The 23,841-nt window shown below is 73.7% G+C and carries 17 protein-coding genes; 10 read left to right on the plus strand and 7 right to left on the minus strand.

Going from position 1 to position 23,841, the window contains the following annotated elements; translation table 11 throughout:
• Positions 1-327 precede the first annotated feature (327 nt).
• From AB0I11_RS05660 to valS, 6 genes are all read left to right on the plus strand, one after another.
• Positions 328-1,800 (plus strand): AlkA N-terminal domain-containing protein, encoded by a 1,473-nt coding sequence (locus AB0I11_RS05660; protein ID WP_357313989.1) that lies wholly within the window; start codon positions 328-330, stop codon positions 1,798-1,800.
• The gene (locus AB0I11_RS05665; protein ID WP_357313992.1) at positions 1,797-2,309 is read left to right on the plus strand and encodes a methylated-DNA--[protein]-cysteine S-methyltransferase; all 513 of its coding nucleotides are present in this window, start codon (positions 1,797-1,799) and stop codon (positions 2,307-2,309) included. Before AB0I11_RS05660 ends, AB0I11_RS05665 begins: the two co-directional genes overlap by 4 nt.
• A 37-nt stretch (positions 2,310-2,346) precedes the next feature.
• Positions 2,347-4,158, plus strand: a complete 1,812-nt coding sequence (locus AB0I11_RS05670; RefSeq protein ID WP_357313995.1) for an ABC transporter ATP-binding protein — start codon at positions 2,347-2,349, stop codon at positions 4,156-4,158.
• A gap of 200 nt (positions 4,159-4,358) precedes the next feature.
• Positions 4,359-6,191 (plus strand): ABC transporter ATP-binding protein, encoded by a 1,833-nt coding sequence (locus AB0I11_RS05675; RefSeq protein WP_357314450.1) that lies wholly within the window; start codon positions 4,359-4,361, stop codon positions 6,189-6,191.
• Positions 6,192-6,415: 224 nt separating this feature from the next.
• A complete protein-coding gene (locus AB0I11_RS05680) occupies positions 6,416-7,978 on the plus strand; it encodes a trypsin-like serine protease (protein WP_357313999.1) in 1,563 nt (520 codons plus the stop codon).
• 88 nt (positions 7,979-8,066) lie between these two features.
• Entirely contained in the window at positions 8,067-10,682 is a 2,616-nt protein-coding gene (valS, locus tag AB0I11_RS05685) for a valine--tRNA ligase (RefSeq protein WP_357314002.1), read from the plus strand.
• A gap of 96 nt (positions 10,683-10,778) precedes the next feature.
• On the opposite strand, the gene AB0I11_RS05690 is transcribed toward valS, so the two are convergent.
• From AB0I11_RS05690 to AB0I11_RS05705, 4 genes are read right to left on the minus strand one after another with little or no spacing between them, the layout of a single operon-like run.
• The gene (locus AB0I11_RS05690) at positions 10,779-11,489 is read right to left on the minus strand and encodes an ABC transporter permease (protein ID WP_357314004.1); all 711 of its coding nucleotides are present in this window, start codon (positions 11,487-11,489) and stop codon (positions 10,779-10,781) included.
• A gap of 2 nt (positions 11,490-11,491) precedes the next feature.
• Positions 11,492-12,445 carry an ABC transporter ATP-binding protein gene (locus tag AB0I11_RS05695; protein WP_357314006.1) on the minus strand — a complete coding sequence of 318 codons (954 nt, stop codon included), beginning with the start codon at positions 12,443-12,445 and terminating at the stop codon, positions 11,492-11,494.
• The gene (locus AB0I11_RS05700) at positions 12,442-13,323 is read right to left on the minus strand and encodes an ABC transporter permease (RefSeq protein ID WP_357314008.1); all 882 of its coding nucleotides are present in this window, start codon (positions 13,321-13,323) and stop codon (positions 12,442-12,444) included. The genes AB0I11_RS05695 and AB0I11_RS05700 overlap by 4 nt, the downstream gene beginning before the upstream one ends.
• Entirely contained in the window at positions 13,316-14,230 is a 915-nt protein-coding gene (locus AB0I11_RS05705; protein ID WP_357314011.1) for an ABC transporter ATP-binding protein, read from the minus strand. The genes AB0I11_RS05700 and AB0I11_RS05705 overlap by 8 nt, the downstream gene beginning before the upstream one ends.
• A gap of 166 nt (positions 14,231-14,396) precedes the next feature.
• On the opposite strand from AB0I11_RS05705, the gene cysC reads away from it, so the two are divergent.
• From cysC to galT, 3 genes are all read left to right on the plus strand, one after another.
• Entirely contained in the window at positions 14,397-15,926 is a 1,530-nt protein-coding gene (gene cysC, locus AB0I11_RS05710) for an adenylyl-sulfate kinase (protein WP_357314013.1), read from the plus strand.
• A 269-nt stretch (positions 15,927-16,195) separates the two neighbouring features.
• Entirely contained in the window at positions 16,196-16,984 is a 789-nt protein-coding gene (locus AB0I11_RS05715) for a DeoR/GlpR family DNA-binding transcription regulator (protein WP_357314452.1), read from the plus strand.
• On the plus strand, positions 16,981-18,057 hold the full coding sequence (gene galT, locus AB0I11_RS05720) for a galactose-1-phosphate uridylyltransferase (protein ID WP_357314015.1): 1,077 nt from the start codon (positions 16,981-16,983) through the stop codon (positions 18,055-18,057). The genes AB0I11_RS05715 and galT overlap by 4 nt, the downstream gene beginning before the upstream one ends.
• 331 nt (positions 18,058-18,388) lie before the next feature.
• Here the strand turns inward: galT and AB0I11_RS05725 are convergent, their stop codons facing one another.
• The 3 genes from AB0I11_RS05725 to AB0I11_RS05735 all read right to left on the minus strand — a co-directional run bounded on the left by AB0I11_RS05725 (position 18,389) and on the right by AB0I11_RS05735 (position 21,705).
• The gene (locus AB0I11_RS05725) at positions 18,389-19,606 is read right to left on the minus strand and encodes an NADP-dependent isocitrate dehydrogenase (protein ID WP_357314017.1); all 1,218 of its coding nucleotides are present in this window, start codon (positions 19,604-19,606) and stop codon (positions 18,389-18,391) included.
• A gap of 184 nt (positions 19,607-19,790) precedes the next feature.
• The gene (gene mdh / locus AB0I11_RS05730; protein ID WP_357314019.1) at positions 19,791-20,741 is read right to left on the minus strand and encodes a malate dehydrogenase; all 951 of its coding nucleotides are present in this window, start codon (positions 20,739-20,741) and stop codon (positions 19,791-19,793) included.
• 100 nt (positions 20,742-20,841) lie between these two features.
• Entirely contained in the window at positions 20,842-21,705 is an 864-nt protein-coding gene (locus tag AB0I11_RS05735; RefSeq protein WP_357314021.1) for a bifunctional methylenetetrahydrofolate dehydrogenase/methenyltetrahydrofolate cyclohydrolase, read from the minus strand.
• Between the two features lie 410 nt (positions 21,706-22,115).
• Here AB0I11_RS05735 and AB0I11_RS05740 point away from each other — a divergent pair, with 410 nt between their 5' ends.
• A complete protein-coding gene (locus AB0I11_RS05740; protein WP_357314024.1) occupies positions 22,116-23,720 on the plus strand; it encodes an ABC transporter substrate-binding protein in 1,605 nt (534 codons plus the stop codon).
• Positions 23,721-23,841 lie beyond the last annotated feature (121 nt).

A 23,841-nucleotide genomic window follows, 5' to 3' on the forward strand; every position in this document is an offset into this window, starting at 1 on the left:
CCTCGGCAGCGCCGCCGCTCGCACACCCCCAAGCCCGCGGAGCCTCCGCTCCGGCCCGCAGCGCCCCTCCCTGTTCGGGTCGGCCGAAGGGCCGGCCACGTTGTAGACGGCCCACCACTTGAGCGCGGCGGTCGTCCTCGCGTCACCCCAGACCTACGCCCGCCCAGACGGACCCGCTGGGTGCTGCGGGGACACCGACACGCCACCGCTGGCGCGGGCCCGCACGCCCGCCCCGCCGACGCGTCCGGCGGAGGGGTGGGGAGGCGCGTACGGTCAGGTCCGAATCCCGCCAGCCGACGGCGGGACCTGCGAGGCAGGATCGATGGCGTGGAGTTGGACTTCGAACGGTGCTACCGGGCCGTCGACAGCCGCGATCAGCGGTTCGACGGGTGGTTCTACACGGGCGTGACGTCGACCGGGATCTACTGCCGGCCGTCCTGTCCGGCGATGACGCCGAAGCGGCAGAACGTCCGGTTCTTCCCGTCGGCGGCCGCCGCGCAGGGCGCCGGGCTGCGCGCCTGCCGCCGCTGCCGGCCGGACGCCGCCCCGGGCTCCCCGCAGTGGGACGTCCGGGCGGACGTGGTGGGCCGGGCGATGCGGCTGATCGCGGACGGGGTGGTGGACCGGGACGGCGTGCCCGGGTTGGCCGCCCGGCTCGGCTACACCGAGCGGCACCTGCACCGGATGCTCCACGCCGAGCTGGGCGCCGGGCCGCTCGCGCTGGCCCGCGCGCAGCGGGCGCAGACCGCCCGGATCCTGATCGAGACCACCGAGCTGGGCATGGCCGAGATCGCCTTCGCCGCCGGGTTCGGCAGCGTCCGGCAGTTCAACGACACGGTCCGCGAGGTGTACGCGGCCACCCCGTCCGACCTGCGGATCAGCCGGGCCGGCCGGCCGGTGGCGGGCGGGGCGGGCACCATCTCGCTGCGGCTGGCGTACCGGCCGCCGTTGCACGCGGCGGCGCTGCTGGACTTCCTCGCCCTGCGCGCGCTGCCCGGGGTGGAGGCGGTCCGCGACGGGACGTACCACCGGGGGTTGCGGTTACCGCACGGGCCCGGCAGCGTCGCGCTGACCCCGGCCGACGGCCACGTGGCCGCCACCCTGCGCCTGGCCGACCTGCGCGACCTGGCGCCGGCGGTGGCCCGCTGCCGTCGCCTGCTCGACCTGGACGCCGACCCGGTGGCGGTCGACGCCACCCTGGCCGCCGACCCGGTCCTGGGGCCGGCCGTGCGGGCCGAGCCCGGGGTCCGGCTCCCGCACGCGGTGGACGGCTTCGAGATGGCCGTCCGCGCCGTCACCACCCAGCAGATCTCGCTCCGGTCCGCCCGGACCACGCTCACCCACCTGCTCGCCGCCGTCGCCGGCGGCGGCCCGACCGGGCACGGCGGTGACGGTCCGGACGGGGACGGCGACCGGCCGGAGCTGGTCGCGTTCCCGGACCCGGCGGCGGTGGCGGCGGCACCGGACCAGGCGTTCCGGATGCCGGCCGCCCGGCGCGAGACGCTGCGCGCGCTCGCCCGGGCGGTCGCCGCCGGCGACCTGGACCTGGAACCCGGCGGCGACCGGGAGGAGACGGTACGGCGGCTGACCGCGCTGCCCGGGATCGGCCCGTGGACCGCCGGCTACGTGGCCATGCGCGCCCTCGGCGACCCGGACGCCTTCCTTCCCACCGACCTGGGCGTACGCCGGGGCGCGACCGCGCTCGGCGCGCCCGACGACCCGAAGACCCTGCACGCGTACGCGGACCGCTGGCGCCCCTGGCGGTCGTACGCGGTGATCCGACTCTGGAGAGCGGCATGAACACACTGGACAGCACCGTCATCGACACCCCCGCCGGCCCGTTCAGCGTCCTCGCCGGACCGGACGGGGCGGTCCGCGCCGCCGGCTTCACCGCCGCCCCGGCCGATCTCGCGCCGCTCGTGCACCCGAGCCTGCGTGGCGAGCTGCGGGAGCGGGCCGACCTCGGCCCGGTGACCGCCGCGGTCCGGGCGTACCTGGCCGGCGAGCTGACCGCGATCGACACCGTCCCGGTGCGGCAGCACACCGACGGCGCCTTCCTGGCGCACGCCTGGCGGGTGCTGCGGGAGGTGAAGCCGGGCGAGCCGGTGACGTATACCGGGTTCGCCGGGCTGGCCGGCCGCCCCGCGGCAGTCCGCGCGGCCGCGGCGGCCTGCGCCCGCAACGCCGCCGCACTCTTCGTGCCCTGCCACCGGGTGCTGCGCACCGACGGCACGCTCGGTGGCTACCGGTGGGGCCTGGACGTGAAGAACTGGCTTCTCGGGCATGAGGGACGGTTGACGGCTAGCTGACAGCCACCGTGTCGCACCCGGCCGCTACCGTCGGATAGTGCCTGCGCAGAGCGACGGCAACCCGGCGGTGCGTGACGACGCCCGTCCCCACCCGCTGCGCAACCTCTGGCGGCTGCACCCCTACCTGCGCCCGTACGCGGCCGAGTTCTCCTGGCTGCTGCTCGCGGCGCTGGCCGCCACCGCGGCCGGCCTGGCGGTGCCGCTGGTGGTGCAGCGGGTGGTGGACGGGCCGGTGGCCCGGCACGACGAGGCCGGGCTGCTCCGGCTCGGCGCCCTCGCCCTCGCGCTCGGCCTGGCCGAGGCGGTGCTGATCTTCATCCGCCGGTGGACCCAGTCCTCCTCCTCGGTCGGCATGGAGGCGGCGATCCGCGCCGACATCTACGCGCACCTGCAACGCCTCCCGGCCGGCTGCCACGACCGCTGGCAGTCCGGCCAACTGCTCTCCCGGATCACCGGCGACCTGTCGGTGATCCGCCGGTTCCTCTCCTTCGGCCTGCTCTTCCTGGTGCTCAACCTGGTCACCTACGCGGCCGTGGTGGTGCTGCTGATCCGGCTGCACCCGTGGCTCGGCCTGCTGGTGGCGGCGAGCGCGGTGCCGCTGTTCCTGATCAGCCGCCGGTTCGCCCGGCACTACCATGCGGCGTCCCGGCGGATGCAGGACCAGCAGGGCGACGTGGCCACCCTGGTCGAGGAGACCGCGCTGGGGCTGCGCACCGCGCGGGCGTACGGGCGAGGGCCGGAGTTGGTCGCCCGCTTCGCGACCGGCGCGCGGACCCTGCACGACACCGGCATCGGCAAGGCCCGGCTGCTGGCCCGCACCTCGGCGCTGTTCGACCTGGTCGGCAACCTCACCCTCGGGGTGGTGCTGGTCGCCGGGGCCACGGCGGTGGCCCGGGGCGGGCTCACCATCGGCGAGCTGGTCGCCTTCGTCAGCCTCCAGCTGATGCTGATCTGGCCGGTGCAGTCGCTCGGCTGGATCATCGCCAACGGCCAGGAGGCGGCGACCGCCGCCGACCGGATCCAGGAGGTGCTGGACACCCCACCGGCCATCATGGACGCGCCGCAGGCCCAAGCGCTGGACCGGGCCGAGGTGTGCGGCCGGCTGCGCTTCGAACGGGTGGGCTTCCGCTACCCGGGCGGGGCTCCGGTGCTGCGCGACATCGAGCTGACCGTCGAGCCCGGCGAGACGCTGGCCCTGGTCGGCGCGACCGGCTGCGGCAAGAGCACCCTGCTGTCGCTGGTCCCCCGGCTGCACGACGTCACCACCGGCCGGATCACCCTGGACGGGCACGACCTGCGCGACCTGCGCCTGGGCTCGCTGCGCCGACTGGTCGGGGTGGCCTTCGAGGAGCCCACGCTCTTCTCGATGTCGGTCTGGGAGAACCTCACCCTGGGCCGCCCCGAGGCCGGCGAGGACGAGGTCCGCGCCGCGCTCGCGCTGGCCCAGGCGGAGTTCGCGTACGACCTGCCATGGGGGCTGGCCACCCGGGTGGGCGAGCAGGGCCTCTCCCTCTCCGGCGGGCAGCGGCAGCGGCTCGCGCTGGCCCGGGCGGTGCTCGGCCGGCCCGCGCTGCTCGTCCTCGACGACCCGCTCTCCGCGCTCGACGTGCACACCGAGGCGCTGGTCGAGGCGGCGCTGCGCCGGGTGCTGCGGGACACCACCGCGCTGCTCGTGGTGCACCGCCCCTCCACGGTGGCGCTCGCCGACCGGGTGGCCCTGCTCGACGGCGGGCGGATCGTCGCCGTCGGCACCCACTCGGCGCTGCTGGCCGAGGTGCCGGCCTACCGGGCCGTGCTCTCCGCCGAGCCGGATCGGCGGCACGACGGCGCCGGGCTGGTCCGGTCGTGACGGAGGCCGCCGCCGGGCGACCCCGGGTCCCCCGGCAGCGCGGTGACCCCGACCCCGACCACCCCCCGGAACCCGGCGACCCCGACTCCGACCCGGCACGCCGGCCCGGCGAGCCCGACCGGTCCCGGCAGTCCGGCGAGCCCGACCGGTCCCGGCAGCCGGGCGAGCCCGAGCCGTCGCGGCAGCCCGGCGAGCCGGAGCTGTCGCGGTGGCGGGGACGGGCCACCGACCCGGACGCCGACCGCAGCCGGGCCGAGGACTCCGCGCCGGAGGCGGTCGCCCGGCTCCGGGCGCGCAGCCGCGTCCTGCTCGGCCGGGTGTTACGCCCGCACCGGCGCCGGCTCGCGCTCGCGGTGGCCCTGCTGCTGGCCCAGAACGCCGCCGCCATGGCCGGGCCGTACCTGGTCATGCTCGGCATCGACCGGGGCATCGGCCCGCTGCGGTCCGGCGACGCGGGTCCGCTGGTCGCCGTCGCGGCGGCGTTCGCCGTGGCCACCGGCACCGAGTACGCGGCCCGGCGCGCCTTCCTCTTCGTGGCCGCCCGGATCGGCCAGGCCGTGCTGCTCGACCTCCGCGGCCGGGTCTACGGCCACTTCCTCCGCCTCGACGTCGGCTTCCACGAGCGCTACACGTCCGGGCGGATGGTGTCCCGGCTGACCAGCGACGTGGAGTCGATCGCCGAACTGGTCGACGGGGGCATCGACAAGCTGGTGATGGCCGCGTTGTCGGTGCTCTCGGTGGCCGGCATCCTGCTCTGGCTCGACCTGCCGCTGGCCGCGGTCACCCTGCCCGCCTTCCCGTTCCTGTTCTGGCTGTCGCGGTGGTTCGCCCGCGCCTCGGCCGGGGCGTACCGGCGGACCCGGGAGGCGGTGGCCCTGGTCATCGTGCACTTCGTCGAGTCGTTGCGGGGCATCCGCGTGGTGCAGGCGTACCGGCGGGAGCCGCGCAACCAGCTCATCTTCGGGGCCGTCAACGACGGCTACCGGCAGGCCAGCCTCTCCGCCTTCCGGCTCATCGCGGTCTACTCGCCGGGCATCCGGCTGATCGGGAACCTGACCGCCGCGCTGGTGCTCGCCTACGGCGGCGTCCGGGTCCTGGGCGGCCGGGCCGAGGTCGGCGTGCTCGCCGCGTTCCTGCTCTACCTGCGCCGCTTCTTCGAGCCGATGGAGGAGCTCAGCCAGTTCTACAACGCGTTGCAGTCGGCCACCGCGGCGCTGGAGAAGCTCGCCGGGGTGCTCGACGAACGGCCGGCCGTGGCCGAGCCGGCGCGGCCGGTGCCGCTGCCCGCCGTGGCGCGGCGGGGCGCGGTGGCGTTCCACGCGGTCCACTTCGGGTACCGGCCGGACGAGCCGATCCTGGCCGGGCTGGAGCTGACCGTGCCGGCCGGGCAGACCGTGGCGCTGATCGGGCCGACCGGGGCCGGCAAGTCGACCATCGCCAAGCTGCTCGCCCGGTTCCACGACCCGTCCGCCGGCACGGTCAGCCTGGACGGGGTCGACCTGCGGGACCTGGCCGACGCGGAGCTGCGCCGGGCCGTGGTGCTGGTGACCCAGGAGACCCACCTGTTCAGCGGCTCGGTGGCGGAGAACATCCGGTTCGGCCGCCCGGACGCCGACGACGCCGCGGTGGCGGCCGCCGCCCGGGCGATCGGCGCGCACGAGTTCATCGCCGCCCTTCCCGACGGGTACGCCACCGACGTGCGCCGCCGCGGCAACCGGCTCTCGGCCGGGCAGCGGCAGCTCGTCGCGTTCGCCCGGGCGTTCCTGGCCGACCCGCGGGTGCTGATCCTGGACGAGGCCACCTCGTCGCTAGACGTGCCGACGGAACGCCTGGTGCAGCGGGCGCTGCACACGGTGCTGCGGGACCGCACCGCGCTGGTCATCGCGCACCGGCTCTCCACGGTGGAGATCGCCGACCGGGTGCTGGTCCTCGACGGCGGCCGGATCGTCGAGGACGGCCCGCCGGCCGAACTGGCCGCGGCCGGCGGCCGGTACGCCGAGCTGCACCGGCGATGGCGCGACTCGCTGATCTGAGCGGACCGCCGTCCCGCCACCAGCACCGGCGGTTCCGGCGGCACACCCGCCCCCGCGACGTCCGGTGGGACAGCGCCGACGGGCCCGGTGGGACAGCCGGCGCTTCCGGGCCCGGCTACACTGGCCGCTCGTCGATCGGCCACCCTCCGCGCCGGGACTGCCGCACCGCGGTGCCGGCCGCGCTGAATGCCGATCGGGCACGCGGACACGGGGAGGATCGCGGCGTGCGCGCAGGACCAAGAACGATCATCATCGGGCTGGCGGTTGTCGCCACGGTGTCGGCCGGCGTCGCGACGCTGACCGCCGGGGCGGGCGCCCCGGATCCGGGCACCGCGCCGGCCGCCGCGGCCCGGCCGGCCGAGGACCAGACGAGCGGCGGCCCGGCCGGCGGCACGGCCGGATCGGCGGCCCCGTCGGCCTCCGGCGACCGCCGGCCCGCCCGGTCCGGCGCCGGCAGCGGATCGGCCGCCGGCCGGAGCAGCAGCGGGCTGGCCCAGGCCGCGCCCGCCTCGGTCGCCTACCTGACCGACCGCTACCGGATCCCGGCGGCCGAGGCGGCCCGCCGGCTGGCGTTGCAGGAGCGCTCCGGGCCGCTGGCCGGGACGCTGGCCGCCCGCTTCCCCGACGAGTACGGGGGCATGTGGCTGGACCAGGCCGGCGGCGGCCTGCTCACCATCGGGGCGACCCGGCCGGAGGCGATCCGCCCGGCCCTGGCGGCCGACCCCGACGCGGCCCACCTGCGGGTGGTGCCGGTGCGCGCCTCGCTGGCGCGGCTCACCGACGCGGCGGCCCGGCTCGCCCGCACCCTCGGCGTGACCGCCGGCACCGACGTGGTGGTCGACCAGCGGGCCAACGAACTCGTCGTGCTCACCGACGACCGCGGCGACGCCCGGCTGGCCGACGCGCTCGCCGGGGCCGGCGTACCGGCCCGGGCCCAGACCCGGATCGCCGCGGGCACCATCGAGAAGGCCTGCGACCCGCGCTACTGCGACCAGGCTCCGATGCGCGGCGGGATCCGGCTGGACGTGCCCCGGGACAACGGCACGGTCGGCGGCTGCACCACCGGCTTCAACGTGGTGGGCAGGAACAACGTCGCCTACATGTTGACCGCCGGACACTGCGTGTTGAGCAGCACGCACACCCACCAGGACCGCACCTGGCACCAGTTCCTCGGGCCGAAGGTGCCGGTCGGCCTCGAGTCGACCAACCCGGGGCTCGGCGAGAACGCCTACCCGAACGACTACGCGATCATCCCGTATCAGAGCGGCGCGCTGCGCGGGTGGGCGTACCCGGTGCGGAAGACCGGCGGCACGCCCAGCCTGGTCAACTACTGGTGCGTGAAGGACAACCCGCGCTGCACCGGCAGCCGGGACGTCGCGATCACCGGGTACGTCCCGGTGACCCAGGTCAAGGCCGGCTGGGTGGTCTGCGCGACCGGCTCCGCCTACACCCCGAAGTCGGGCGAGGTGTACGTGGACTCCGGTGCCGGGGCCGGCTACCTGCCCGGCACCCGGTGCGGCGAGGTCCTCGGCACCAGCACCGGCGGCATCGACGTACGGATCTGCGCCCGGCCCGGGGACAGCGGCGGTCCGCTCTTCACCGAGACCGACGGCAAGGCGCTGGGCATCCTCTCCTTCGGCGACGACGGCTCCGGCGCATGCACCAACCCCAACGAGCAGAACCACTACGCCGGCGTCTCCACCATCCTCGACCGGGCCAACGCGCGGACCGGACTCGGGCTGCGCCTGGCCACCCAGGGTCCGTTCTACGTCCGGCCCACACCCTGACCGGGGCCGCCGGTGAGCCGCGACCGGCTCACCGGCGGCGCGCCGGAATGACGTCGCCGGGCCCCGGTGCGGGGCCTAGCATCGACGGATGACCGATACGGCGAGGACGGCCCGCGCCGGCATCCCCGAGCGTCCGACCCTGGACGGCATCGAGGAGACCTGGGCGCGCCGCTGGCAGGAGGACGGGACCTACACGTTCGACCGCTCGAAGCCGGCTGTCCGGGATCGGGGCGCGGCGTCGGCCGCGCCGGACCCGGACGGTCGTGGGCAGGACGTGTACTCCATCGACACCCCGCCGCCGACCGTATCGGGCGAGCTGCACATGGGGCACGTCTTCTCCTACACGCACACCGACACGGTGGCCCGGTTCCAGCGGATGCGCGGCCGGAACGTGTTCTACCCGATGGGCTGGGACGACAACGGCCTGCCCACCGAGCGCCGGGTGCAGAACGTGTACGGGGTGCGCCCCGACCCGGCGCTGCCGTACGACCCGGACTGGCGGCCGCCGGCCACGCCGGTCAGCGAGGCGGCCCGGAAGGACTCGGTCACCATCTCCCGCCGCAACTTCATCGAGCTGTGCGAGCTGCTCACCGCGGAGGACGAGAAGGTCTTCGAGGCGCTGTGGCGGCGGCTCGGGCTGTCGGTGGACTGGTCGCTGACGTACACCACGATCGGCCGTCTGGCCCGGGCGACGAGTCAGCGGGCGTTCCTGCGCAACCTGGCCCGGGGCGAGGCGTACCAGGCGGAGGCGCCGACGCTGTGGGACGTCGGATTCGGCACCGCGGTGGCCCAGGCGGAGTTGGAGGACCGGGAGCGGCCGGGCGCGTACCACCGGCTGCGTTTCCACCGCCCGGACGGCGGCGAGGTGCTGATCGACACCACCCGGCCGGAGCTGCTGCCGGCCTGCGTGGCGCTGGTCTGCCATCCGGACGACGACCGGCACGCCGACCTGGTCGGCGGGACCGTGCGCAGCCCGCTGTTCGGGGTCGAGGTGCCGGTGCACGCGCACTCGCTGGCCGACCCGACCAAGGGCACCGGCATCGCGATGGTCTGCACCTTCGGCGACCTGGCCGACGTGACCTGGTGGCGGGACCTGGAGCTGGACACCCGGGTGGTGATCGGCCGGGACGGTCGGCTGCTCCGCGAGCCGCCGGCCGGTGTGCCGGCCCAGCCGTACGCGGCGCTGGCCGGGCAGACCGTGAACGGGGCCCGGCGGACCATCGTGGAGCTGCTGGCCGACGCCGGTGACCTGGTGGGCGAGCCGCGCCCGGTGACCCACCCGGTGAAGTTCTACGAGCGCGGCGACCGGCCGCTGGAGATCGTCTCCACCCGGCAGTGGTATCTGCGCAACGGCGGGCGGGAGCTGGGCCTGCGCGAGGAACTGCTGGCCCGGGGCCGGGAGCTGCGTTGGGTGCCGGAGCACATGCGGCACCGCTACGAGCACTGGGTGGGCGGCCTGACCGGGGACTGGCTGGTGAGCCGGCAGCGCTTCTTCGGCGTGCCGGTGCCGGTGTGGTACCGGCTCGACGACGCTGGCGAGCCGGACTACCGCAACCCTCTCACACCGGACGAGGCGGCACTGCCGGTCGACCCGTCCAGCGACCCGCCGCCCGGCTTCGACGAGACGCAACGCGGGGTGCCCGGCGGCTTCGTCGGTGACCCGGACGTGCTGGACACCTGGGCCACCTCGTCGCTGACCCCGCAGATCGTGGGCGGCTGGGAGACCGACCCGGAGCTGTTCCGCCGGGTCTTCCCGATGGACCTGCGCCCGCAGGGCCAGGAGATCATCCGGACCTGGCTGTTCGCCACGGTGGTCCGCGCGCACCTGGAGCACGGCGAGCTGCCCTGGCGGGACGCGGTGCTCTCCGGCTGGATCCTCGACCCGGACCGGAAGAAGATGTCGAAGTCCAAGGGGAACGTGGTCACCCCGATGGGCCTGCTGGAGCAGCACGGTTCCGACGCGGTGCGCTACTGGGCGGCCAACGGCAAGCCCGGGATGGATCTCGCCTTCGACCCGGCCCAGATCAAGGTGGGCCGCCGGCTCGCCACCAAGCTGCTCAACGCGTCGAAGTTCGCGCTGGGGCTGGGCGCCGCCGACGCGTTGCGCGCCCCGGTGACCGCGCCGCTGGACACCGCCATGCTCGCCGAACTGTCCGCCGTGGTCGCCACCGCGACCACGGCCTTCGAGGGGTACGACCACACCGCGGCCCTGATCGCCACCGAGGCCTTCTTCTGGCGGTTCTGCGACGACTACATCGAGCTGGTGAAGGAGCGCGCCTACGGCACCGGGCCGGGCGCCGACTCGGCCCGGGCGGCGCTGGCCACCGCCCTCTCGGTGCAGTTGCGGCTCTTCGCGCCGGTGCTGCCCTTCGTCACCGAGGAGGTCTGGTCCTGGTGGCGGTACGGGTCGGTGCACCGGTCGACCTGGCCCACCACGTACGAGGTGGGCCGGGCCGTCCAGGGGCCGGCCGACCCGGAGCTGCTGCGGCTGGCCGCCGACGCGCTGGGGCAGGTGCGCCGGGCCAAGTCGGAGCGAAAGCTGTCGATGAAGGCGGACGTGCCGCTGGCCGAGGCGCTCGGCCCGGCCGCCCTGCTGGAACGGCTCACCCTGGTCGCCGACGACGTCCGGGCGGCCGGCCGGATCGCCAAGCTCGACCTGCTGCCGGACCGCACCACCGAGCTGGTGGTCGCCTGCGCGTTCTGAACGCGTGGGTCCCCGGAGAGAGTGGCCGCCGCGACGTGGACGGCCACTCTCTCCGGGGACCGGTGACCGCCCGGGGAGGGTGGGCGGTCGCCCGGATCAGCTCGTCTCGCCGGCCACGCTGAACGAGCGCAGCCGGTCGACGGCCAGCACCGTGCAGCCGGCCGCGAGCAGGGCGGTCAGCACGCCGGCGACCGGCACCGACACCGTGGTGCCGAGCAGGTCCGTGGGAGCCATCCGGTCGGCCAGCGCGATCACCCACTGCTGGACGGAGAGCACCTTGGTGCCGTCCACGAAGCGGCCGAGCAGCCCCTCCCAGATCAGCACGTAGACCAGGCCGAGCAGCACCGGCCGGCGGGTGAGCAGGCTGAGCGCCAGGAACAGCGCCGAGTAGGCCAGCGCGCCGAGCGCCGACGCGGCGGCGAGCGCCAGGCCGAGGCGTACCGAATGGGCGAGCACGCCCGCGACGTAGAGCGGGATGGCGACGGTGGCCGCGCTGACCGCGGTGGCCACCGCCAGCTTGGGCAGCACGATCTGCCAGCGCGGCAGCGGCTTGGTGAGGATGTGCACCACCGTGCCGTCGTCGATCTCGGCGCCGAGCACGCCGGTGCCGATGATCAGCGAGACCACCGGCAGCACCACGGCGAGCCCGAGCCCGACCAGCACCGCCGGCCCCCACTGGCCGGGGTCGACGCCGAGCGAGCGGGAGAGGATCGCCAGCGCCAGCAGCAGCGCGGGCAGCGGGAGCAGCAGCAGGAACCGGCGCCGGCCGAAGAGGCCGCGCGCGGTGATCCAGGTAACGGTCGACATGGTCAGCTCCCCACCAGGTAGGAGAAGACGCTCTCCAACGATTCGTCCTCGGGCGTCAGCGACCGGACCCGGAGCCCCCGGGCCAGCGCGATCTTCGGCAGCGCCCGGGTGAAGGCGCCGTAGTCGCCGGCCCGGACGGTGAGCCCGGCGGGGCCCAGCTCCACCCCGGTCACCGACTCCTCGGCGATCAGCGCGACCGCGAGCGCGCGGTCGTCGGTGGAGCGGACCGCGAACACGTGCGGCCGGTTGGTCATCAGCCGGCGGATGGTCCGGTAGTCGCCGGAGGCGGCGAGCCGGCCGGCGACCATCACCTGCACGGTGCCGGAGACCTGCTCGACCTCCTCCAGGATGTGCGAGCTGAACAGGATGGTCCGGCCGGCGTCGCCGAGGCGGTGCAGCAGGGCCATCATGTGCAGCCGCTGCCGTGGGTCCATCCCGTTGAACGGCTCGTCCAGCAGCAGCACCCGCGGTTCGTGCACCAGCGCGGCGGCGACCCGGGTGCGCTGCCGCATGCCCTTGGAGTAGGTGCCGATCTTCCGGTCCTGCGCGCTCTCCATCTCGACCAGCGCGATCGCGCGGCGGGCCGCCTCCTCCGGGTCGGGTAGCCGGTGCAGCTTCGCGCTGGCCAGCACGAACTCGTACGCGCTGAGGAAGGTGTGCACGGCCTCCCGCTCGCTGACCAGGCCGAGCCACCGGTAGACGTCGGGGTTGCGCCAGGTCGGCGCCCCGTCGAGGGTGACCTCGCCCCGGGAGGGGGCGAGGAAGCCGGCCATCATGTGCAGCAGCGTGGTCTTGCCGGCGCCGTTCGGCCCGAGCAGGCCGGTCACCCCGGGGCCGAGCCGCATGGTGACGTCGTTGACCGCCACCACGTTGCCGTACCAGCGGGACACGCCGGCGAGGTCGAGGGTCGAGGCGGGGGTGGCCGGGGCCGCCGGCTCCGTGCTGATCGTGGTCATCGGGCGGCCACCTTCCGGTATCGCAGCAGCAACAGGGCGACGCAGCCGGTCACCAGCAGCACGGCGGCGGCCACGTAGACCGGGCCGAAGCCGCCGATCTCGCTTTCGCTCTGCCCGGCGGGGACGAGCAGGTCGCCGAGGGTGTACTGGCCGACGGCATGGACCAGGGCGGTGGGCGAGCCGAGCAGCGCCAGCTCGTTGACCGTCCGGGACGGCATGATCGACAGGATGCCGACGATCGGGGTGGTCATCAGGAACACGGCCACGATGCCGCCGGCCCCGAACGCCCGCTTGCCGGTGAGCGAGGCGATGAGCAGCCCGATCGAGGCGAAGACCACCGCCCAGAGCGCCGCGTAGAGCAGGCCGGGCAGCAGGTCGCCCAGCTCGTTCCAGACCCCGCGCATGCCGGTGTCGGTGGTGAACGCGGCGCCCAGGAACATCAGCAGTTGCGGCGCACCGAGCAGCAGCCAGAGCGCGGTGGCCAGCGCGCCGAGCTTGGCCAGCGCGTAGTCGCCGCGCGGCAGCGGCCGGGAGAAGTAGAGCGGCAGCACGCCGCTGAGCAGGTCGCGGGAGACCAGCTCCGGTGCGACCACCGCGACGAAGAAGATGACCAGCCAGCTCATCGTGTCGGCGAACTGGGCGTACGTCATGACGACCTCGCCGAGCTGGGTGCGTACGGCGGTGAGCCCGGCGGCCACGATGAGCACGATGCCCATCACCAGCCACGGGAAGATCTTCGCCTTCGCGGAGCGGCCGAGCCCGAAGGCGGTCCGCAGGCCGTGCAGGTAGAGCGCGCCGAAGACGTGCCGGCGGCCCAGCCGGGGACCGGTGTAGCGCTGGTATCCGATGTCGTGGATGACGCCGGTCGGTTCAGGCATGGCTGGGCTCCCTCGTGGCGAAGAGTTCGGCCACCCGGTGCCGGCGCTGGTCCAGCCGGTGCAGCGGGAGGTCCAGCTCGGCGACCGCGCCGAGGATCTGGTCGTAGGTGGCGTCGTCGGCGAGCGGCACGAGCAGCAGCCGGCCCTCGCGGCTCACCGGCAGGCCGAGCCCGGCGAGCCGGGTGGCGAGGTCGTCGGTGCCCTCGCTGACCTCCACGGCCAGCACGTCGGTGGCGGAGGTCATCGCGGCGACCCGGTCGGCGCGGAGCAGCCGCCCGCCGTCGATGGCGACCAGCGTGTCGCAGATCCGCTCGACCTCGCCGAGCAGGTGCGAGCAGACCACCACGGAGATGCCGAACTCGGTGCCGATCCGGTGGATGAGGGCGAGCATGGCGTCCCGGCCGGCCGGGTCGAGGCCGTTGGTCGGCTCGTCGAGCAGCAGCAGGTCGGGGTCGTGCACCAGGGCCTGGGCGAGCTTGACCCGCTGCTTCATGCCGGTGGAGTAGCCACCGACGGCCCGGTGCCGCTCCTCGTGCAGGCCGACGTGACGCAGCGCCTCGGAGGCCCGTTCCCGGGCGACCGTGCGCGGCAGGCCGCTCATCCGGCCCAGGTGGGTCACCAGCTCGGCGGCGGTGAGGTCGGGCGGCAGGGCGTCGTGCTCGGGCATGTAGCCGACCCGGGCGCGGACCGCCGCCGGGTCGGTGGTGGGGTCGAGGCCGAGCACGCTGACCCGGCCGGTGGTCGGGGCGAGCAGGCCCAGCAGGATCTTGATCAGGGTGGACTTGCCGGCGCCGTTGGCGCCCACCAGCCCGATGATCCCCGGCTCGACCGACACCGTGAGGTCGGCCAACGCGGTGACCCGGCCTCCGTACGTCTTGGTCAGCGACTCGGTCGCGAGCAGTGTCACCCCGACAGCCTAGAAAGTCGGGGCGGTCCCGGGTATCGGGAAACGCTCGGGGTTGCCCCTGATTCCGCCCCGACGCCGGACGCGGCGGACCGGGTCGGGAGTGGCGCTCTCGACCGATCGCCGGTGGGCTGAGAAACTGTGTGCCGGCCGGTGACTTGGGGGTTCGATGAACAACGGGTGGGTGCTGCCCGAGGACGTGTTGCGGGATGCGCCGACGTACGCGCTCCGCAACGCTGAGCTGGCCGATCTGGAGTTGCTGCTGACCGGGGCGTACGCCCCGCTGACCGGCTTCATGACCCGCGCCGACCTGGTCGCGGTGGGCCGGCGTGGCCGGCTGGCCGACGGCACCCCGTGGTCGGTGCCGGTGACCCTGCAGGTGCCGGCCGGACTGGCCGACGGGCTCACGCTGGACGATCCGCCGCGCCGGGCGCTGGTGCTGACCGACGGCGAGGGCGCGCCGGTCGCCGCCATGGACGTGACCGACGTCTGGCCGACCCGTGAGGGCGTGGTGGGCGTGGGGGGCACGGTCCGCCGGCTGGGCGACGGCGGTCACGGGCCGTTCCAGCGGCTGCGGCGCAGCCCCGAGGAGATCCGCGCGCTGCTGCCCCCGGGGCGGGTGCTCGGCGTCTTCGCCGACCGTCCGCTGCACCGCCCGCAACTCGCGCAGATCGCCCACGCCGCCCGCACCCTCGGCGCGCACCTGCTGGTGCTGATCCCGGTGGGCGAGGAGGCGACCGGCGGGCTGCCGGCCGAGGCGCTGGTCCGCGGCGTCTTCGCGGCCCGGGACCGGATGCCCCCGGCCACCCTGGTGGCGGTGCCGCTGGCCCGGCGGCGCGACGAGATCAGCGACGCCCTGCTGCGGGCCCGGGTCGCCGCCGCGTACGGGGTGACCCACCTGCTCTCCACCGAGGGCATGCTCTCCGGCGCCGGCCTGCGGGTGCTGGTGCCCCGGGAGCTGGCCTACGACAACCGGGACGGGCAGTGGCGCTGGCGGGAGGACATCCCGCCGCGCAACCGGCGGCTGGCGCTGAGCCAGGAGGAGATCGACGACCTGCTGGACCGGGGCTTCCCGCTGCCGGAATGGCACACCCCGCCGGCGGTGGCCAAGGAGCTGGCCCGGGCCCGCCCGCCCCGCCGGCACCGGGGCCTGGTGATCTTCCTGACCGGCCTCTCCGGCTCGGGCAAGTCGACCATCGCCCGCGGGCTGGCCGACCTGCTCCGGGAGAACGGCGACCGGACCGTCACCCTGCTGGACGGGGACGTGGTGCGCCGGGAGCTCTCCGCCGGGCTGGGCTTCAGCAAGGCCGACCGGGACGCCAACGTGCGCCGGATCGGCTGGGTGGCCGCCGAGATCGCCCGGCACCGGGGCGTCGGCATCTGCTGTCCGATCGCCCCGTACGCGGCCGCCCGGGCCACCGCCCGGGAGATGGCGCACGCGGCCGGGGCGGGTTTCCTGCTGGTCCACGTGGCCACCCCGCTCGAGGTGTGCGAGCAGCGGGACCGCAAGGGCCTGTACGCCCGCGCCCGCGCCGGACTGCTCACCGGGATGACCGGCATCGACGACCCCTACGAGGAGCCGACCGACGCGGACCTGATGGTGGACACCTCCGACCTGGCCGTCGACGAGGCGGTGCAGCAGGTGATGGACCACCTCGTCGAGGCGGGCTGGGTGGAGCCCCGCCTCCGCTCGGCCTGACCGCCCCGCCGCCTGACCGCCGCGCGCCGGCCGGCCGGCGCTGGCCCGCCGACCGCCGCCTGGCCTGCGGTGGGTGCCGCCTGGCCTGCGCCTCGGGGGCCGTCCGACCCGCGCGCGGGCCGGCTGGTCCGGTCGCGGCCGCCCCGCGCCGGGGTCGGCTGGGGCAGGTCCGCACCCCTTCCTTCCGTCGTGCGCTGGTGCGCGCTAGTGTTCGTCTTTGTTGGAACGCGTTCGACCGCGTGGAGACGTGGTGGCGGGAGGTGGGGCGGGTGCTGGCGCGGCAACGGCAGGCGGCCATCCTGGAACGGGTCCGCGCCGCCGGCGGGGTACGGGTCACCGACCTGGCCGGCGAGTTCGGCGTCTCCGACATGACCATCCGGCGCGACCTGGAGACGCTGCACGAGCAGGGCCTGCTGGCCAAGGTGCACGGTGGCGCCACGCTCGCCGGTCCCGGCTCCACCGACGAGCCCGGCTTCCACGCCAAGTCGGTCCGCCAGGCCGGCGAGAAGGCGGCCATCGCGGCCCGGGCCGCGCAGCTCGTCCCGCCCGGCGCGGCGGTCGCGCTCTCCGCCGGCACCACCACGGCCGGGCTGGCCCGCCGCCTGGTCGACGTGCCCGGCCTCACGGTGGTGACGAACTCGCTGCCGGTGGCCGAGATCCTGCACGTCGGCGGCCGGCCCGACCAGACCGTGGTGCTCACCGGCGGCGTACGCACCCCCTCGGACGCGCTGGTCGGCCCGCTGGCCGTGGCGGCGCTCGGGGCGCTCCACCTGGACCTGCTCTTCCTCGGCGTGCACGGGATCAGCGAACGGGCCGGGTTCACCACCCCGAACCTGATGGAGGCGGACACCGACCGGGCGCTCGTGGCCGCCGCGGACCGGCTGGTGGTGCTCGCCGACCACACCAAGTGGGGCACGGTCGGCATCTCCTCGATCGTCGGCCTCGACGCGGCGGACGTGCTGGTCAGCGACGACCGGTTGGCGCCCGACGCACGGCGGGTACTCGGGGACAGGGTGGGTGAGCTGGTCATCGTGCCGGCCACGGAGGGGGCGCAGTGAAGCGTACGCAGATCGAGCTGGCCGACGGCCGTGAGTTGATCTACTTCGACGAGCGGGACGACGCGGTCCGCGACCAGCCGGACCGGCGCGACCTGCCCCCGCCGCCGCCGGCCTCCCAACTCCGGTACGACCCGCTCACCGACGAGTGGGTGGCGGTGGCGGTGCACCGGCAGACCCGCACCTTCCTGCCCCCGGCCGACGAGTGCCCGCTCTGCCCGTCCCGGGGCGACCGGCTCAGCGAGATCCCGGCCCCGGACTACGACGTGGTGGTCTTCGAGAACCGCTTCCCGTCGCTGAGCCAGCGGCTCGCCGATGAACCGGCCACCGAGATCACCCCGTTCACCCCGGTCCGCCCCGGACGCGGCCGGTGCGAGGTGGTCTGCTTCACCGACGACCACAACGCCTCGTTCGCCAGCCTCTCCCCCCGCCGGGTGCGCACCGTGCTGGACGCGCTCGCCGACCGGACCACCGCGCTGAGCGCCCTGCCCGGCGTCGAGCAGGTCTTCCCGTTCGAGAACCGCGGGGTGGAGATCGGCGTGACCCTGCACCATCCGCACGGGCAGATCTACGCGTTTCCCTTCGTGACGCCGCGGACCCGCACCATGCTCGCCGCCGCCCGCCGGCACGCCGAGCGCACCGGCGGCAACCTCTACGCCGACGTGCTCGCCGCGGAGCGCGCCGCCGGGGACCGGGTGGTGGCGGCCAACGACCACTGGACCGCGTACGTGCCGGCGGCCGCCCGCTGGCCGTTCGAGGTGCACCTGGCCCCGCACCGGCCGGTGCCGGACATCCCGGCGCTGGACGACGCCGAACGGGACGCCTTCGGCCCGCTCTACCTGGACGTGCTGCGCCGCTTCGACGGGCTGTTCGACCTGCCGATGCCGTACATCGCGGCCTGGCACCAGGCACCGGTGCGGATCGACCGCGAGCTGGGCCACCTGCACCTGCAGCTGTTCAGCATCCGGCGGGCCAAGGACAAGCTGAAGTACCTGGCCGGCACGGAGTCGGCGATGGGCGTCTTCATCAACGACATCGCGCCCGAGCGGGCCGCGGAACTGCTCCGCGCCGCGTGACAGGAGGGGTCCCGCTTGACGCCTGCGGTGGTGCCGGGACCCCTGCTCAACGCCTGAGCCGACCGAGCCGGCTGGGCCCGGTTCGCGCCGGAGAACAGGGCGCGGGGGGCCCGGGACAGGGCCCCCCGCAAGGGAAGGGACGGCTGGCTGTGCGTGACAGCCGGGGAACGGCTGGCTGATCGCCGCGAGACGACCGCGTCAGCCTTCCTGGACGGGACTGGCATCGCGTCCACCCTGTTCAACGAGGCGTGCCACGTCGAGGTGACGCGGCCTCGGGTACGCGGAAGCCCGCCGACCGGGCGGTCGACGGGCTTCCGGGCGAACGGAACGGTCAGCCGGCGAGCCGGCGGGCCAGGTTCTCGTCCAGCGCGTTCATGAACTCGTCGGTGGTCAGCCACGGGGCGTCCCGCGAGATGAGCAGCGCCAGGTCCTTGGTCATCTGGCCGCCCTCGACGGTGTCGACGATGACCTGCTCCAGGGTGTTGGCGAACTCGGTGACCGCCGGGGTGCCGTCCAGCTTGCCCCGGTGGGCCAGGCCCCGGGTCCAGGCGTAGATCGAGGCGATCGGGTTGGTCGAGGTCTTCTCGCCCTTCTGGTACTGCCGGTAGTGCCGGGTGACGGTGCCGTGCGCGGCCTCGGCCTCGACCGTACGGCCGTCCGGGGTCATCAGCACCGACGTCATCAGGCCCAGCGAGCCGAAGCCCTGCGCGACGGTGTCGGACTGCACGTCACCGTCGTAGTTCTTGCAGGCCCAGACGAACCCGCCCTCCCACTTGAGCGCGGCGGCGACCATGTCGTCGATCAGCCGGTGCTCGTAGGTGATGCCGGCGGCCTCGAAGTCCGACCTGAACTCGTTCTCGAACACCTCGGCGAAGATGTCCTTGAACCGGCCGTCGTACGCCTTGAGGATGGTGTTCTTGGTGGACAGGTAGACCGGGTAGCCGCGGTCCAGGCCGTAGCGCATCGAGGCGCGGGCGAAGTCCCGGATCGACTCGTCGAAGTTGTACATGCCCATGGCGACGCCGCCGCCGGGGAAGTTGGCGACCTCCATCTCCATCGGCGCGCCGCCGTCGGCCGGGGTGTAGGTGATGGTCACCGTGCCCGGGCCGGGGACGACGAAGTCGGTGGCCTTGTACTGGTCGCCGTGCGCGTGCCGGCCGATGATGATCGGCTTGGTCCAGCCCGGGACGAGCCGCGGCACGTTCGACATGATGATCGGCTCGCGGAAGACCACGCCGCCGAGGATGTTGCGGATGGTGCCGTTCGGCGACCGCCACATCTTCTTCAGGCCGAACTCCTCCACCCGGGCCTCGTCCGGGGTGATGGTGGCGCACTTGACGCCGACGCCGTGCTCCTTGATGGCGTTGGCGGCGTCGACGGTGACCTGGTCGTCGGTGGCATCGCGGTGCTCGATCGACAGGTCGTAGTAGTGCAGGTCGACGTCGAGGTAGGGCAGGATCAGCTGCTCCCGGATCTGCTTCCAGATGATCCGGGTCATCTCGTCGCCGTCGATTTCCACGACCGGGTTGTTTACCTTGATCTTCGCCATCGGCCGGCGCTCCTCTCGGGGGACACGTGCTCAAGCAGTACGAGCGTACTGGAAACCGCCCGGGACTCCCCCACCACCCACCCCCCGCCTTGTTGATCGTGAACTTGTCGCCCCGGCGGGGCACGGCGGACCGCTACCACTTCATGCTCAACACGGCCGGGTGGGTGGGGTGGGTGGGCTTGGGTCACATGTTGGCGACGTCGGCCTGCTTGGCGCGGACCGCCTCGGCGGCCTCCTTGAGGGCGGCCAGCTCGTCGGCGTCCAGGTCGGTCTCGACGACCCGCTTGACGCCCTCGGCGCCGATCTCGGCCTCGACGCCCAGGTAGACGCCGGCGATGCCGTACTGCCCGTCGACCCAGGCGCAGACCGGCATGACGTCGCCGGAGTCCTCGGCCACGGCCTTCGCCATCCGGGCCGCCGCGGCGGACGGGGCGTAGTACGCCGAACCGGTCTTGAGCAGCGCGACCACCTCGGCGCCACCGTTGCGGGTCTTGACGACCAGGTCCTCGATCTGCTCGGCCGGCATCATGTCGCGCAGCGGCTTGCCGTTCACGGTGCTCTTGGACGGGACCGGGACCATGGTGTCGCCGTGCGAGCCGAGGGTCAGCGTCTTCACCGACTTGACCGGTGCGTTCAGCGCCTCGGCGACGAAGTTGGTGAAGCGGGCGGTGTCCAGCATGCCGGCCTGGCCGAGCACCCGGTTCTTGGGGAACTGGGTGGCGAGCTGGGCCAGCGCGGTCATCTCGTCGAGCGGGTTGGAGACGACGATGACGACGGCGTTCGGGGCGTACTTGGCCACGTTCTCGGCGACCTGGCGGACGATCTTGGCGTTGGTCTCCAGCAGGTCCATCCGGCTCATGCCCGGCTTGCGCGGCAGGCCCGCGGTGATGACCACGACGTCCGACCCCTCAATGGCCTCGTAGCCCTCGCCGTTGGGACCGGTGGTGACGCCGACGACCTTGGTCTCGAAGCCCTCGACGGCCCGCGACTGGTTGAGGTCCAGCGCGAGGCCCGCCGGCTTGCCCTCCACGATGTCGGTGATCACGACGGTGTCGAAGACGTCGTACTCGGCCAGGCGCTGTGCGGTGGTGGAGCCGTAGAAGCCGGCCCCGACGACAGTGACCTTCTTACCCATGGTCGTCCCACTCCCTGATACCAGTCGGTTTTCCGGACCGTATCAGCCATCCTGGCACTGATCGGGCCAGGGGCGGACAGTTATGACATGCCTGGGCGGGTCAGTCCTGCCGCTCCGCGCGCTCGACCACGTTGGTCAGCAGCATGGCCCGGGTCATCGGGCCGACCCCGCCCGGCATCGGCACCAGCTTGCCCGCCACCTCGGCCACCTCCGGGTCCACGTCGCCGGTGTAGCGGCCCTTGCCGTCCGCGCCGACCACCCGGGTGATGCCCACGTCCACCACGGTCGCGCCGGGGCTGACCATGTCGGCGGTGAGCAGGCCCGGCACCCCGGCCGCCACGATCACGATCTCCGCCTCGCGGGTGCGCGCGGCCAGGTCCAGCGTGCCGGTGTGGCAGAGGGTCACCGTCGCGTTCTCGCTGCGCCGGGTCAGCAGCAGGCCGAGCGGTCGGCCGACCGTGTTGCCCCGGCCGACCAGGGCCACCCGGGCGCCGCGCAGCGGCACGTCATGCCGGCGCAGCAGCTCGATGATGCCGCGCGGGGTGCAGGGCAGCGGGGCGTCGTAGCCGAGGACGAGGCGGCCCAGGTTGACCGGGTGCAGCCCGTCGGCGTCCTTGGCGGGGTCGATCAGCTCGAGCGTCCGCTGGGTGTCCAGGTGCGCCGGGAGCGGCAGCTGGACGATGTAGCCGTGGCAGGCCGGGTCGGCGTTCAGCTCGGCCAGCACCGCGTCGAGCTGCTCCTGGGTGGCGTCGGCGGGCAGCTCGCGCCGGATCGAGGCGATGCCCACCTCGGCGCAGTCCCGGTGCTTGCCGTTGACGTACGCCTGGGAGCCGGGATCCGCCCCGACCAGGACCGTGCCCAGTCCGGGGGTGATGCCCCGCTCCGCCAGCGCCTTGACCCGTGCCCGCAGCTCGTCCTTGATCTCCGCCGCGGTCGCCTTGCCGTCGAGGATGGTCGCCGTCACGCATGGATCGTCTCACGGCGCGCGCCGGGCGGGTCGCCGACGGCGAACGGTGACGATCCGTCAGGTGGCGATTGTCACCGAGAGTCACCAAATGTGCCGCAGACCACACCGGAGCCGGACGTCAGGGCACCGGACCGGACGACCGGGACAGCCTCGCCGGATCAACCCGGCCGCATCGTGATCACACCGTATCGCGCAGCCGTCCGGCACATAGGCCCTGGCCGGGGCCTTTCACGAGTTTTGCCGTACCACGCCGGCCCGGCGGCGACAAGCCCGGTCGGCACTTTCCGTTACCGGTTCGCAACCCTTCCGTTGTCGATCGTCGGCGCGCGACCTACCGTTACCGATCGTTGCGCAGCGTTACCCAGCGTCGGGCCTGACTGCGCAGCGTGAGGAGATGAGGAGAGTTCATGCGTGTTCGTAGACTCGCCGCCTGGGCCGCCCTCCCGCTCGTGGTGACGCTGGGCCTGGCGGCCTGCGGCAGCGGCGGGAACGGTGACTCGAGCGGCAGCGGCCAGGGTGCGGGCGTCAGCATCCAGATCGCGGAGCCGCAGCACCTGGTTCCCACCAACACCACCGAAACGTCCGGCTCGCAGGTGCTCGCCGGCCTGTTCAGCCCGCTCGTCGACTACGACGCGCAGAACAAGCCTTACGAGGTGGCCGCCGAGTCGGTGACGTCGTCCGACAACAAGGTCTGGACGATCAAGCTCAAGGACGGCTTCACCTTCCACGACGGCCAGAAGGTCACGTCGGACGACTACATCAACGCCTGGAACTACGGCGCGTACGCGCCCAACGGCCAGGGCGCCAGCTACTTCTTCGAGAAGATCGCGGGCTACCAGGACCTGCAGGGTGAGAAGCCGAAGGCGACCACGATGTCCGGCCTGGAGAAGGTGGATGACCTCACCTTCCGGGTGACGCTCTCCGAGCCGTACATCGACTTCAAGTCGATGCTCGGCTACACCGCGTTCTACCCGCTGCCGAAGGCCGCGTTCTCCGCGCCGGGCGTGCTCAACGACTCGTACGAGCAGGCGCCGATCGGCCAGGGCCCGTTCAAGATGAAGGGCGCCTGGCAGCACGACAGCAAGCTCGAGGTCGAGCGCTACGACGCCTACCCGGGCGAGAAGCCCCGGGTGAAGGACGTCGAGTTCCGGGTGTACCAGCAGCTCACCGCCGCGTACTCGGACCTGCAGTCGGACAACCTCGACGTGCTGCCGACCATCCCGACGGAGAACCTGAGCACCGCGCAGAGCGACCTGGGCGACAACTACCAGACCAGCCCGATGTCGTCGTTCCAGTTCCTGGCCTTCCCCACGTTCGAGAAGGAATACAGCAAGCCGGACGTGCGCAAGGCGATCTCGATGGCGATCGACCGGGACGAGATCACCAAGTCGATCTTCAAGGAGTCCCAGCAGTCCGCCCGCTCGTTCGTCTCGCCGGTCCTGCCGGGCTACCGGGACAACACCACGGGCGCCGCGGGCCAGTTCAACCCGACCGAGGCCAAGAAGCTCTACCAGGCCGCGGGCGGCCCGTCGAAGATCACCATCTCCTACAACGGGGACGGCGGCCACAAGGACTGGGTCGACGCGACCTGCAACCAGCTCAAGGCCAACCTGGGCGTCGACTGCGTCGGCTCGGCCGAGCCGAAGTTCGCCGACCTGCTGACCAAGGTCGAGAAGAAGCAGCCGGTGGGTCTGTTCCGGATGGGCTGGGTCATGGACTACCCGTCCATGGAGGACTACCTCGGCCCGCTGTACAGCACCAACGGTTCGTCGAACTACTACGGCTACAGCAACCCGGAGTTCGACCGCCTGGTCAAGGAGGGCTCGGCCGCGCCCACCCAGGAAGAGGCGATCAAGAAGTACCAGCAGGCCGAGGACATCCTGGCCAAGGACATGCCGGTGATCCCGCTCCGCTTCGGCGAGAACGTGTTCGGGCACTCCAACAAGGTCAAGAACGTCCAGATGGACCTGTTCCAGCGGGTCAACCTCGTCAAGATCGAGGCGGCCGGCTGAGCTGACCACGGCACGGGCCACCCGGGGCGACCCGGGTGGCCCGGCGCACGTGGCGGTGCGGCCCGCCGGCGGCCCGCGGGGCCGATCCCGGCACGGGCCGCGCCGGCCCGAGGGGGCCGGT

The organism is Micromonospora sp. NPDC050495 (assembly GCF_040655175.1).
GTDB lineage: Bacteria > Actinomycetota > Actinomycetes > Mycobacteriales > Micromonosporaceae > Micromonospora.

Excerpts from the sequence above, each read along its gene's own strand:
- AB0I11_RS05665 (WP_357313992.1), top strand. The coding sequence starts at position 1,797 with ATGAACACACTGGACAGCACCGTCATCGACACCCCCGCCGGCCCGTTC.
- valS (WP_357314002.1), top strand. The coding sequence starts at position 8,067 with ATGACCGATACGGCGAGGACGGCCCGCGCCGGCATCCCCGAGCGTCCG.
- AB0I11_RS05690 (WP_357314004.1), bottom strand. The coding sequence starts at position 11,489 with ATGTCGACCGTTACCTGGATCACCGCGCGCGGCCTCTTCGGCCGGCGC.
- AB0I11_RS05695 (WP_357314006.1), bottom strand. The coding sequence starts at position 12,445 with ATGACCACGATCAGCACGGAGCCGGCGGCCCCGGCCACCCCCGCCTCG.
- AB0I11_RS05700 (WP_357314008.1), bottom strand. The coding sequence starts at position 13,323 with ATGCCTGAACCGACCGGCGTCATCCACGACATCGGATACCAGCGCTAC.
- cysC (WP_357314013.1), top strand. The coding sequence starts at position 14,397 with ATGAACAACGGGTGGGTGCTGCCCGAGGACGTGTTGCGGGATGCGCCG.
- AB0I11_RS05725 (WP_357314017.1), bottom strand. The coding sequence starts at position 19,606 with ATGGCGAAGATCAAGGTAAACAACCCGGTCGTGGAAATCGACGGCGAC.
- mdh (WP_357314019.1), bottom strand. The coding sequence starts at position 20,741 with ATGGGTAAGAAGGTCACTGTCGTCGGGGCCGGCTTCTACGGCTCCACC.
- AB0I11_RS05740 (WP_357314024.1), top strand. The coding sequence starts at position 22,116 with ATGCGTGTTCGTAGACTCGCCGCCTGGGCCGCCCTCCCGCTCGTGGTG.